Consider the following 11,690-nt stretch of genomic DNA (forward strand, 5'->3'; position numbering starts at 1 on the left):
GGCCTTCGAGATGAGTTTCCTGCGCACCCTGCTGGGCCGCTCCAAGCCGGCCCAGCCCGACCTGGACGCCCTGTTCGGCCTGCCCACGGCCGCCGTCACCTTGGAGGCCGCCGCCGGACTGCGGCCCACCGGAAGCGGCTCGGTGGCCTTCCGCCCGGCCGAGGGGCAGGCGTTCACCGAGCTGCAGCAGAGCGTCACCGAACTCCTCAACGCCGACGAGGGCCCCGAGGTGGAGGCCACGGCCGACGAGTACGGCTACACCTGGCTGGTGATGCAGGCGCCCGCGGCGGCTCAGCAGGCCGCCGACCAGGAGGCGGCGGCCGAACCCCAGCCCGGACCGCCCGCGGATTCGGGTGCCGCGGGCGTCAGCGAGCTGGTCACCGACATCCACGCCGTCAACTCCTCGCTGGAGGCCCACGGGTTCGGTCCGTCCCTGCTGTGCTCGCTGGTCGCCTTCGCCGACGGCCGCGGCCGCCGGGTCGCGCTCGTCTACCTCTACAAGCGCGGCACCTTCTACCCCTTCGCCCCGCTGGCCGGGCAGCGCCGCGACAACGCCCTGGAGCTGCAGATCGAGGCCGCGATCGGCGACGACCTCCCCATCGAGCGCGACAAGGCCCGCTGGTTCCCCGTCTACGGCGCGCCCGGCCTGTGATCGGTTGGCGGGCCGGGCGCTCCGCGTCCACAGCCGGGCGGCCCGACTGGTGGTCCCGATGAGGCGCACGGCACACTGGTCGGGTGCGCATCGTTATCGCTCCTGACAAGTTCGCCGGAACCCTCAGCGCCGTCGAGGCGGCCGAGGCGGTCGCCGAAGGCTGGCGCTCGGCCGACCCGGGCGTGCAGGCCCGGCTGCTGCCGCTGTCCGACGGCGGCCCCGGATTCGTCGAGGTCCTGCACACCGCCCTGGGCGGAACCCTGCACGAGGCCGAGGTCACCGGCCCGCTGGGCACGCCGGTGTCCGCCCGGTACCTGGTCTCGGGTGCCACCGCCTACATCGAGAGCGCCCAGGCGTGCGGTCTGCACCGGGTTCCCGAGGACCGCCGCGACCCCGGCCGCACCACCAGCCGCGGTGTGGGCGAACTGATCGCCGACGCGGTCGGGGCCGGTGCGCGCAGCGTCGTCGTCGGCCTCGGCGGCAGCTCTACCAACGACGGCGGCGCCGGCATGCTCGCCGCACTGGGCGCCGAACCCGGCGCGGGGCTAAGTGGCGGCGGCGCGGTGCTGGCCGGCCTGGAGCGGCCCGTCGACCTCGCGGCGGCCCGCGAGGCCCTGCGCGGCGTGTCCCTGGTGGCCGCCACCGACGTCGACAACCCGCTGCTGGGGCTGCACGGCGCCAGCGCCGTCTTCGGGCCGCAGAAGGGGGCCGACGCCGACCAGGTGCAGCGGTTGGACGCCGCGCTCGCCGCTTTCGCCGAGGCCACCGATCCCGGAGGGCTGCGTGAGGCGTCCGGCGCCGGCGCCGCGGGCGGGCTGGGCTACGGCATGCTGCTGATCGGCGGAACGGTCGAGTCCGGCGTGGCTCGCGTCCTGGGCGCGGTGGGGCTGGCGGGTGACGTCGCCGCGGCCGACCTCGTGATCACCGGTGAAGGCTCCTTCGACACCCAGTCGCTGCGCGGCAAGCTCCCGCACGGCGTGGCCAAGGCCGCCGCAGACCAGGGCGTGCCGTGCGTGGTGCTCGCCGGCGCGGTGGCGGTGGGCCGCCAGGAGGCGGCGGCCGCCGGGATCGCCGAGACCTACTCGCTGGTGGAGTCGGCGGGGTCCACCGAGGCCGCGCTGAGCCGCTCGGCCGAGGAGTTGCGCAAGCTCGCTGCGGACGTCGCCCGCCGCTGGGCGGGGGCCCGCAGCGGCGCGGGCGAACGGCGCGACGATTAAGCCGTGGCTAAGAACGCCGGTCTGCTGGGCGGGCTTGTCGGTCTGCCGGGTGGAGAGTGGTCTTCGCTGGAAAGCGGCGGCGAGGACGGCGGACGGTCGGGCGCGCGGTCGTCGGGTCGGGTGCTCGCCGGTGGCGGCGGCCGATGAGGGGCAGCGAGGACACCGCGGGGTGGCGCCCGCGCCCAACGGATCGGGTGCCCGCCGGTGGCGCTCCCGACGAATCGGCGGCTCGGGTCTGTTGTGCGGCCTTGTTGGTCTGCCGGGTGTCGGGCGAACTCGACGGGAAAGGCGGCGGCAGTGATTGTGTGGTCTTCGACGGGGCGGAGCTGACCCCGGCAGCGGCCGACCGGGCCAGCGGTCGCCGGGTCGGGTGCTCGCCGGTGGCGCGAGCGACGAAGGCGGCCCCGGACTGCTGTGCGGCCTTGTCGCAATGCCGGGCGACGGGTGGACGACTGAAATGCGGCGGCGACGGTGGCGGATGGCCGGGCCCGCGCCCAACGGGCCGGGTGCTCGCCGGTGGCGGCGGCCGACGAGGGCAGCGACGACACCGGCGGGGTCGGGCCTGCGGTGGTCGGCGGCGGTCACCCGCCTGCAGGTGGTCGAGCCCCGGGGCCGCCGCCCGGTCGTCGGCGCGGGCCCGGCGCGGGGCAGCCGGCGGCCGTCATGGCCGGAACGGGGCCACGAGTCGCACGTACGTGCGGTCCCATCCGCCTCGGCGCCGCCCCGAGGTGCCACCCTCCACCGTCATTCCGCGATACGAAACAAGGCGGGGTGTTTTGCCCGCTAATGCCCGAGTTCCCGGTGGGTCCGCGGCCGCGCTGCGGCGGGGATGGCGCACGAGGTGCGCCGGATGGCGCGAAAACAGCCCAGGGGTCAACTTTTCGTGCACCTCGTGGCCACGGCGCCCGCCGTGGCCGCCCGCAAAACGGGCATAGGCCCCCAAAAGTCCACCCCGTCGGGGGTGGAGCTCCCGGCGGACGCGCTCGGGCGCCACGAGCGACGCGGCGTCGCCTCCCGGTCCCCGTATCCAGGCACCACCGGGGGCGTGCGAGCGCCCGCGACCGTGCCCCGCCGCGCTGCCTCCACCCTGTGCGGGCCCGGTAGGGGACACGGCGACACCCAGCCGGCCAACCGGCGCCGGTATGTCCGGTATGCCGGTTCACCCGGCGATGATCGTGAACTTATGGCCGCGGAATGCGCTTTCCTGTGACCATAAGTTCACGATAGACGGGCCAAGCCGCGCCGAGTCTGTCTGTAGGGACGGATTCGGCGCCGAATCCGTCCCTACAGACAGACTCGGCGGGACCGGTGCCGCCCAACGCAGGGTTTTAACCAGACAGCGGCCGGACTCCCGTGAAAACCACGCGTTGGATGCACCGACCGGCCTGCGGCGGCCCAACGTCGCCCCCGCCGGCCGCCGCCACCGGCGAGCACCGGGCGCGTCGGCCGCCGGCCGGACCCGGCGCCGCCCTCGGTGCCCGCCGTTCCCCGTCAGGCGACCCGCATCCCGGCCGACCAGAAGGCCGCACAGCAGACCCGAGCCGCCCCTTCGCTACGCGCCGCCACCGGCGAGCACCCGGACCGGCGATCGCGGGCCCGGCCATTCGCCGTGTCCGCTGCCGCCGTAGCCTTCCCGTCGAGTCCGCCCGACACCCGGCAGACCGACAAGGCCCAACAAGGCCGCACAGCCAACCCGAGCCGGCCGACCCGGCCCGGCCGCGCATGGGAGCCGAAGGGACCCAGCTCTTCTCAAACAGGGCTTGGCCGGACGCGCCCCGTGCCTGGGCACCGTGGCGGCGTCCACAGCGGCTCTCGATGATGGCGGCGGCCGGTGCGAGCGCCTACTCTGGTAGGCGGCAGCATTGCGCGTCCCCGCCGCGGGCAGGAATGCACCAGCGGCCGTCGGCGTTGACCTACGCGGGTCGACCAGTGCCAGTGGCGGCCGCCACGCTTTAACGGAGGAGCTAGCAGATGACGGTTCAGAGCGAGGCCCCCGCGCAGGGCATCATCCTGACGGAGCACGCGTCGGGCAAGGTCAAGGGCCTCCTGGAGCAGGAGGGCCGGGACGACCTGCGGCTCCGTGTCGCGGTACAGCCGGGTGGCTGCTCCGGGCTCCGCTACCAGCTGTTCTTCGACGAGCGCGAGCTCGACGGCGATGTCGTGCGCGACTTCTCCGGCGTCGAGGTCGTCACCGACCGGATGAGCGCCCCCTACCTGATGGGCGCCACCATCGACTTCGTCGACACCATCGAGAAGCAGGGCTTCACCATCGACAACCCGAACGCCACGGGTTCCTGCGCCTGCGGCGACTCCTTCAACTAAGGCGTGCTCGGTGGGTCGCCCGCAGCGAGCGGCGCACCCGCGGGCGCCTCGCATCGGCGAGCGTGAGGCGTGTCCTCGCGCCCGGCGTTGGGACCGGAGCCGGGACGGACGGGCTTCGCCTGTCTCGTTCCTCAGTGCCCGGAGAACGCCGCGAGTGCGAGAAACCCGACCTTGCGCAGCCGCATAGCAGGGATGATCCACCAAGCGCGCCCGAGGCGGGAGCCCGGTCGGCGCCCCTGATGAAGGGCGCCGTCGGCGAGCACCGCACGCAGCGGCGACGAGGGTCCGCGCGCCCACGGGCGGCGCGCGGACCCTCGTCGTGTGCGGCTCCGGAGGCGTATCGGAGCGGCGCAACCGCGGGGAGTCGTCCCCGGTAGACATGCGCCCGGTGTGCGGGGTGTGATCTTTTCCGCGTCCGCCGCCGGTTTTTGCGCTTCAGAAGGCGTATAACGGAACGGAAAGCGCGTTGCGGAACAATCGCCCGCGCCGATTCCGCGCCCGCAGCGTGCGCAGCGGCGCCGGTCACCGTTGCCCCTCGAAGGGCTTCTGACCAGCGGAGACGACCGGTGTATCGCGGGTGCCTCCAGGCGCCGAAAACGGCATCGGTAGGCTTGTTGTCCGTCCATTCTCCCCAACCTGAGGAGCCCTCTGCAGTGCGCATCGCGGTTACCGGATCGATTGCCTCCGACCATCTGATGACCTTCGAGGGACGGTTCTCCGAACAACTCATCGCCGATCAGCTTGAGCAGGTTTCGCTGTCGTTCCTGGTGGACGAGCTTGAGGTGCGGCGCGGCGGTTGCGCCCCCAACATCAGCTTCGCCATGGGGGTCCTGGGCCTGCGCCCGTACCTCGTCGGCGCGGCGGGGGCCGACTTCGACGAGTACCGCGCCTGGCTGGAGCGCCACGGGGTGGACACCTCCGGCGTGCACATCTCCGAGCTCCGCCACACGGCCCGCTTCGTCTGCACGACCGACAAGGACCACAACCAGATCGCGTCGTTCTACGCCGGAGCCATGGCCGAGGCGCGCAACATCGAGCTGAAGCCGCTCTCCGACGCCGTGGGCGGCTACGACCTGGTCCTCGTCAGCGCCAACGACCCCGGCGCCATGACCCGCCACAGCGCGGAGTGCCGCGACCGCGGCCTCCCCTTCGCCGCCGACCCCTCCCAGCAGCTGGCCTTCATGGACGGCCCGGATGTGCGGGAGCTGATCGAGGGCGCCACCTACCTGTTCACCAACGAGTACGAGAAGGCGCTCTGCGAGCAGAAGACCGGCTGGAGCGACGAGGAGATCCTCGACCGCGTGCAGACGCGCGTGACGACGCTGGGCGCCAAGGGCGTGCGCATCGACCGCCGCGGCGAGCCGCCGGTCAGCGTCGGCCCGGCCGCGGTCACCGAGAAGGTCGACCCCACGGGTGTGGGGGACGCGTTCCGCGCCGGCTTCCTCACGGGCCTGCACTGGGGCCTGTCGCTGGAGCTGGCGGCCCAGGTCGGCAACGCCGTCGCCGTGCACTGCCTGGAGGTCAACGGCCCTCAGGAGTACGACCTGACGGCGGCCAGCCTGCTCGACAAGATCACCGAGTCCTACGGCGAGGAGAGTGCGCGCGAGATCAAGCCGCACCTGTCCTGAGCAGACCGGCTCTCCAGCCGTAACCGCCCGCCCGCGCCGTACCGCGGCGCGCGGTGAGCCGGGCCTTCCCGGGGCGGAGCCGCGGGCGTCTCGGCCCGCTCGCGGCCCCCACCGGGGAGGCCCTTCTTCGTTTCGGGCGGCTGCCGCGGCGGCCGCCCGAAACGCCCGCGTCCGGCCGCCGCGGCGCCGGTGGTGTTCGGCGCCTCAGCGGTGCCGGTGCGCCTCGCCCATGGGGCAGCCGCGGCGGTGCCCCGACCCGGCCGGTCCGGAGTCGGCCGCGTCGTCGGCGAGGAAGTCGAACAGTGCGCGCTCCAGTTGGCAGGCGGTGTGCACGGGCGCGCTCCAGGGGACCCGCACCAGCGCGGCTTCGCCGCCGTCGGCGGCGTTGACCCACGTCGTCGCGCCGCGGGCGTCGAGCTCCCACAGCCACGCGGCTCCGCGCGGAGCGTCGGGCAGGCGGCCGACGGCGCGCGCCAATTCGTCGCGGTAGCGGTCGTTGACCAGGTCGATGATCCGCTCGCCGGGAACCGTGAGCGGGTCGGGGCGGGCCAGTGTGAACGCGGAGCCCTCGATCACCCCGGCCGCGTCGTAGGTGTGGTAAATCACCTTGCGCGGCGGTACGCGCAGCAGCACAGAGGCGTCGGGCTCCGGTTGGCGGGCGGCGGCCGCCAGCAGTTCCTCGTCGGGGTCGCGCTCCCACACGGCGAGGGCCGCCCTGCGCCGCTCGTGGTCGGGTACGGGCTCGGCCCTGCCCTGGCACCACAGCCGAGCGCGTACAGTAGAGGTGCGACCCACACGCCGAAGAGCGGACAGATCGATACCGACCTCCGGGCCGGGATCTGTGCGCCGCCCCTCTCGCAGTGCCTCGTGCAGCGGGTGGTGCGCCGCGACCCAGAGGAGTACGCGGCCGGCGTGATCGACCGCCCCGGCCACGCTGAAACGCGTGTCGGGATTGTCTGCCAACGCCGCTGCGGTGGGGGTCGCCGTGGCGGCAAGGGAGCGGACCCGTTCGGTTCCGGACGGGCTGGGTTGTCGCATGGCACCTCCTAGACTTAGGCAAGCCTTACCTAGGACTCCCGTTTTTGCAAGTGACTCATAGACGGAGGACGTGAATGCGCTACACCGGACCTAAGGTGCGGTTGTCCCGGCGCGCGGGTACCCCGCTGACCCGTAAGGCGGTCAGCTACTTCGAGAAGCGGCCCTACCCCCCGGGTGAGCACGGCCGCCGCGTTCGGCGCTCGACCAGCGACTACGCGGTCCGCCAGGCGGAGAAGCAGAAGCTGCGCTGGTACTACGACCTGTCCGAGAAGCAGCTCGCCCGCACCTACGACACGGCCAAGAAGCGGCCCGGGCGTACGGGTGAGGAGCTGATCGCCGAGCTGGAGTCGCGGCTCGTCTCGGTGGTGCTCCGCTCCGGCCTGGCGCCGTCGATCTACGCGGCGCGCCAGTACATCAACCACGGCCACATCACCGTGGACGGCAAGAAGGTCGACATCCCGTCGTACCACGTCAAGCCGGGCCAGGTGATCGGCGTGCGGGAGAAGTCCCGCCAGATGGTGCCCTTCGTGGAGGCCGCCGAGGGCGTGCACGCCGACGACAAGACGGCGGGCTACCTCGCGGTGAGCCACAAGGACCTGCGTGTGGCGGTCGTCGACCGCCCCAAGCGCGAGCAGGTCCCGGTGCCCTTCGACGAGCAGCTCGTCGTCGAGTACTACGCGCGCTAGAGTCCAGCGCTACGCGTGCCGCAGACGGGCCGCGCGCCCCCCGACCACCGGAGGTCGCGCGGCCCGTTTCGTGTCGCCGCCAGACCGGATCACCGCACGGCGGCTTTCGGCCGCCGGCCCGAGACCCCGCCGAGCGGCCCCGGCGGTGACCACCGGGGGGAGCACGCCGCCGGTGACCGGCCCGGCAGCCTCCGGCCCGCGGGCCGCGGCCCCAGTCCGCTCAAGCGGGTCAGTACATGCGCCGGATGTGGAAGGCGCTGCCCTGCTCCAGCGGAACCTCGGCCACGAACTCCTGCATCTTCATCCGGCACCACGACGGGATGTCGGCGCTGGCCGCCGGGTCGTCGGCCGTCACAGCGATCACCGACCCGATCGGGACCTCGCGGATGCGTCCGGCGAGCATGATGATGGGGATCGGGCACTTGCGGCCGATCGCCTCGACCGTCACCAACGGTTGGTCCGACAACGGCTCTCCTCTCCGCGAGCTGTGTAACCATTCTGTACCCCGCCCCGGCCTTAAACGGCACCCGGTTAAGGGGCCGGTAAACGCAGCGGTACTCTCGCCTTAGCCCGCTTGCGACGGCCGGATCCGGATACCCCAGGCACCCGGTGGCCGCGGCGGCGGGCCGGGCAGACACTTTCGATCCGCCGGATCGCCTGCCGCCCCGACCCCCGCGACGGGACTTCGGGGGACCGGGGCGCGTGGCCGGCCGGAGCCCCGACGGGCGCACGGTCGACACGCTCGTCCGGCATGCCCCTGAACAGGGGTCCGGCGGGATCACGCTAGTGTTTCCCCCGAAAAGCTTTGGAATACGACCGCCCGCGCAACGGCCGCGGGCATCACCGCTGGGAAGGCAATCCGTGAGTCCGACCCGCCATAGGAATCGGCGCCCCGCGCTGCGCCGATGGGCACCGCGTGGCGCCGCGCTCGCCGCGCTGGGCCTGGCCGCGACCGGCTGCGCGTCGAACGAGTTCACTCGTTTGGGCTTGCCGGAGCCGATCACCGAACAGGGCCACCGCGTCCTCACGCTCTGGCAGGGTTCATGGGTGGCGGCGTTCGCGGTCGGCATTCTCGTATGGGGCTTGATCGTCTGGTCGATCATCTTCCACCGCAAGCGCTCCGAGCAGCTCCCGCCGCAGGTGCGCTACAACATGCCCATCGAGGCGCTCTACACCGTCCTGCCGATCGTGATCATCGCGGTGCTCTTCTACTTCACCGCGCGCGACCAGACGGCGCTGCTGTCCACCGAGGAAGAGGCCGACACCAACATCGAGGTCGTCGCCTTCCAGTGGAGCTGGCAGTTCAACTACCTCGACGAGGCCCGCGACAACGCCGAGACACCGGGCGGCGAGCCGCAGGCCGGTGACGAAGAGGGCGGCTCCGAGGCGCAGCCGCGGTTCTCCGTCGCCGGCACCCCGCAGGAGAAGCCCACCCTGGTGCTGCGCGAGGGCGACGTGGTGCACTTCGACCTGACCTCGCCCGACGTCATCCACTCGTTCTGGATCCCGGCCTTCGCGTTCAAGATGGACGTCATCCCCGGCCAGGACAACGAGTTCCAGGTCAAGGTGCAGGAGGGCACCGCGGGCACCTACGCGGGCCGCTGCGCCGAACTGTGCGGTGTCGACCACTCCCGGATGCTCTTCGACCTGAAGGTGATGGAGCCCGCCGCCTACGACGCCTGGGTGGCCGAGCAGGAGGCCGCGGCCCAGCAGCAGCAGCTGGAGACCGAGCAGGAGCTCGAATCCGGCCCCGAGGCCCCCGGAGGGCCCGACCTGCCCGGCCCCGAGGGAGAGGGCGCCGAGGACGAAGTGACCGACGCAGGGCCGCCCGTCGGCGAGCCGTCGCCGGCCGACGAGGCGGGCGTCCCCGCAGCGGCGAACGAGGAGGCTGGGCGCTGATGGCGACCGTGGTTCAGACCCCCGAGGCGGCCTCGCCCGCAAGCACCCGCAAGGGTTCGATCATCGTCAGCTGGATGTCGTCGACGGACCACAAGGTCATCGGGTACATGTACCTGATCACCTCGTTCGCGTTCTTCGTCTTCGGCGGCATCCTGGCCCTGGTCATGCGCGCCGAGCTGCTGTGGCCGGGCATGCAGGTCGTCAGCCACGAGCAGTTCAACCAGCTGTTCACCATGCACGGCACGATCATGCTGCTGCTGTTCGCGACCCCGCTGTTCGTCGGGTTCACCAACATCATCATGCCGCTGCAGATCGGCGCGCCTGATGTGGCCTTCCCGCGCATGAACCTGTTCGGGTACTACCTCTTCCTGTTCGGCGGCCTCATCGTGGTCGGCGGGTTCCTCACCCCCGGCGGCGCCGCCAGCTTCGGCTGGTTCGCCTATACGCCGTTGTCCGACGCGGTGCGCTCGCCCGGCCTCGGCGGCGACCTGTGGATCATGGGCCTGCTGGTGAGCGGTCTGGGCACGATCCTCAGCGCCGTCAACTTCATCACCACCGGCCTGTGCATGCGCGCACCCGGTATGACGATGTTCCGCATGCCGATCTTCTGCTGGAACGGGATGCTGACCAGCGTGCTGGTGCTCATCGCCTTCCCGGTGCTGACCGCGGCCCTGATCGCGCTGGGTGCCGACCGGATCGTCGGCACGAACGTGTTCGACCCCCAGCACGGCGGCGCGATCCTGTGGCAGCACCTGTTCTGGTTCTTCGGCCACCCCGAGGTCTACATCATCGCGCTGCCGTTCTTCGGTATCGCGACCGAAGTGCTGCCGGTCTTCAGCCGCAAGCCGATCTTCGGCTACAAAAGCCTGGTGGCGGCCACCATCGCCATCACCGGCCTGTCGGTGACCGTGTGGGCCCACCACATGTTCCCCACCGGCGCGGTGCTGCTGCCGTTCTTCTCGTTCATGTCCTTCCTCATCGCGGTGCCGACCGGGATCAAGTTCTTCAACTGGATCGGCACGATGTGGCGCGGCCAGCTGGTCTTCGCCACCCCGATGCTGTTCACCGTCGGGTTCCTGGTCACCTTCCTGTTCGGCGGGCTGACCGGCGTCCTGCTGGCCTCTCCGCCGATCGACTTCCACGTCACCGACTCCTACTTCGTGGTGGCCCACTTCCACTACGTGGTCTTCGGCACCGTGGTGTTCGCGATGTTCGCCGGCTTCTACTTCTGGTGGCCCAAGTTCACCGGAAAGATGCTCAACGAGGGCCTCGGCAAGCTGCACTTCTGGCTGCTGTTCCTCGGCTTCCACGGGACCTTCCTGGTCCAGCACTGGCTGGGCGCCGAGGGCTTCCCGCGCCGGTACGCCGACTACCTGCCCTCCGACGGGTTCACCGCGTTGAACATGGTCTCCTCGGTGAGCTCGTTCGTGCTGGGCGCCTCCACCCTCATCTTCTTCTGGAACATGTGGGTGACCCACCGCAACGCCGCGAAGGTCGAGGTCGACGACCCGTGGGAGTACGGCTGCTCGCTGGAGTGGGCCACCTCCTGCCCGCCGCCGCGCCACAACTTCACCTCGCTGCCGCGCATCCGCTCGGAGCGCCCGGCGTTCGACCTGAAGCACCCGCACGCCGCCGCACCGGGTGCGGCACCCACACCCGCAACCGCGAAGTAGGGGAGCGAGTTCACCATGAAGATGCAGGCTTACCTGTTTATGGGTATCTCAACCTTCTTCGGTCTGGTTGCGGCCATGTACGCCTACTGGTCCTGGGTGTCCGAGGGCTACGTCGAGTGGACGGGCACGGTCGCCCTGGTCGTCGCGGTGTTCTTCGGCTGGATGATCGGCTTCTGGCTGTGGCAGTCGGCCCGGCGCAGCGAGCGCTACCACGGGCTGGCGCCCGAGGAGCGGCTGGACGGCGAGGTCGCCGAGAACTCCGGCGAGTACGGGTTCTTCAGCCCGCACAGCTGGTGGCCGCTGTTCGTGGCGATGGCGGTCGCCTTCATGGCGATCGGCGTGGCCATCGGCTGGTGGATGGTCTTCGTCGGAGCCCTGGCCGTCATCCTCACCGCGATCGGGTGGGTGTTCGAGTACTACCGCGGCGAGTTCAGCCACTAGCCGGAACAGCCTGCGCCCCGCAATAGCGCCCGCCCCCGGCGGGTGGAGGTTTCCACCGAAACCGCCACCCGCCGGGGGTATTCTTTTACCCGGCGGTCGTCATCCCCCTGCCGACGCGGTGCCGGATTCCCCCG

Annotated in this window: 10 protein-coding genes; 8 read left to right on the plus strand and 2 right to left on the minus strand. The window is 71.5% G+C overall.

Going from position 1 to position 11,690, the window contains the following annotated elements; translation table 11 throughout:
• Nucleotides 1-10 precede the first annotated feature (10 nt).
• From pspAB to EKD16_RS09675, 4 genes are all read left to right on the plus strand, one after another.
• The gene (gene pspAB, locus EKD16_RS09660; RefSeq protein ID WP_131098075.1) at nt 11-652 is read left to right on the plus strand and encodes a PspA-associated protein PspAB; all 642 of its coding nucleotides are present in this window, start codon (nt 11-13) and stop codon (nt 650-652) included.
• An 83-nt stretch (nt 653-735) separates the two neighbouring features.
• Entirely contained in the window at nt 736-1,869 is a 1,134-nt protein-coding gene (locus tag EKD16_RS09665; RefSeq protein WP_131098076.1) for a glycerate kinase family protein, read from the plus strand.
• 1,971 nt (nt 1,870-3,840) lie between these two features.
• Complete coding sequence (locus EKD16_RS09670) at nt 3,841-4,191, plus strand: HesB/IscA family protein (protein WP_131098077.1); 351 nt, start codon at nt 3,841-3,843, stop codon at nt 4,189-4,191.
• A gap of 653 nt (nt 4,192-4,844) precedes the next feature.
• The gene (locus tag EKD16_RS09675) at nt 4,845-5,819 is read left to right on the plus strand and encodes a carbohydrate kinase family protein (RefSeq protein WP_131098078.1); all 975 of its coding nucleotides are present in this window, start codon (nt 4,845-4,847) and stop codon (nt 5,817-5,819) included.
• A 204-nt stretch (nt 5,820-6,023) separates the two neighbouring features.
• Here EKD16_RS09675 and EKD16_RS09680 read toward each other — a convergent pair whose 3' ends face one another.
• Nucleotides 6,024-6,857 carry a DUF2470 domain-containing protein gene (locus EKD16_RS09680; protein ID WP_131098079.1) on the minus strand — a complete coding sequence of 278 codons (834 nt, stop codon included), beginning with the start codon at nt 6,855-6,857 and terminating at the stop codon, nt 6,024-6,026.
• Nucleotides 6,858-6,931: 74 nt separating this feature from the next.
• Here EKD16_RS09680 and rpsD point away from each other — a divergent pair, with 74 nt between their 5' ends.
• A complete protein-coding gene (gene rpsD, locus EKD16_RS09685) occupies nt 6,932-7,543 on the plus strand; it encodes a 30S ribosomal protein S4 (RefSeq protein WP_131098080.1) in 612 nt (203 codons plus the stop codon).
• Between the two features lie 229 nt (nt 7,544-7,772).
• On the opposite strand, the gene EKD16_RS09690 is transcribed toward rpsD, so the two are convergent.
• Nucleotides 7,773-8,009, minus strand: a complete 237-nt coding sequence (locus EKD16_RS09690) for a sulfurtransferase TusA family protein (protein ID WP_131098081.1) — start codon at nt 8,007-8,009, stop codon at nt 7,773-7,775.
• 395 nt (nt 8,010-8,404) lie between these two features.
• Between EKD16_RS09690 and ctaC the strand changes: the two genes are divergently transcribed.
• From ctaC to EKD16_RS09705, 3 genes are read left to right on the plus strand one after another with little or no spacing between them, the layout of a single operon-like run.
• Complete coding sequence (gene ctaC / locus EKD16_RS09695; protein WP_449457371.1) at nt 8,405-9,442, plus strand: aa3-type cytochrome oxidase subunit II; 1,038 nt, start codon at nt 8,405-8,407, stop codon at nt 9,440-9,442.
• The gene (gene ctaD, locus EKD16_RS09700) at nt 9,442-11,115 is read left to right on the plus strand and encodes an aa3-type cytochrome oxidase subunit I (RefSeq protein ID WP_131098083.1); all 1,674 of its coding nucleotides are present in this window, start codon (nt 9,442-9,444) and stop codon (nt 11,113-11,115) included. The genes ctaC and ctaD overlap by 1 nt, the downstream gene beginning before the upstream one ends.
• 15 nt (nt 11,116-11,130) lie before the next feature.
• Nucleotides 11,131-11,556 (plus strand): cytochrome c oxidase subunit 4, encoded by a 426-nt coding sequence (locus tag EKD16_RS09705; protein ID WP_131098084.1) that lies wholly within the window; start codon nt 11,131-11,133, stop codon nt 11,554-11,556.
• Nucleotides 11,557-11,690: the final 134 nt, after the last annotated feature.

It is taken from the genome of Streptomonospora litoralis (assembly GCF_004323735.1).
In the GTDB taxonomy this organism is placed as follows: Bacteria; Actinomycetota; Actinomycetes; order Streptosporangiales; family Streptosporangiaceae; genus Streptomonospora; species Streptomonospora litoralis.

What these genes read in the sequence shown, in the direction of transcription:
- rpsD (WP_131098080.1), top strand. Translation starts at nt 6,932, where the DNA reads ATGCGCTACACCGGACCTAAGGTGCGGTTGTCCCGGCGCGCGGGTACC.
- ctaD (WP_131098083.1), top strand. Translation starts at nt 9,442, where the DNA reads ATGGCGACCGTGGTTCAGACCCCCGAGGCGGCCTCGCCCGCAAGCACC.
- EKD16_RS09670 (WP_131098077.1), top strand. Translation starts at nt 3,841, where the DNA reads ATGACGGTTCAGAGCGAGGCCCCCGCGCAGGGCATCATCCTGACGGAG.
- EKD16_RS09705 (WP_131098084.1), top strand. Translation starts at nt 11,131, where the DNA reads ATGAAGATGCAGGCTTACCTGTTTATGGGTATCTCAACCTTCTTCGGT.
- pspAB (WP_131098075.1), top strand. Translation starts at nt 11, where the DNA reads ATGAGTTTCCTGCGCACCCTGCTGGGCCGCTCCAAGCCGGCCCAGCCC.
- EKD16_RS09680 (WP_131098079.1), bottom strand. Translation starts at nt 6,857, where the DNA reads ATGCGACAACCCAGCCCGTCCGGAACCGAACGGGTCCGCTCCCTTGCC.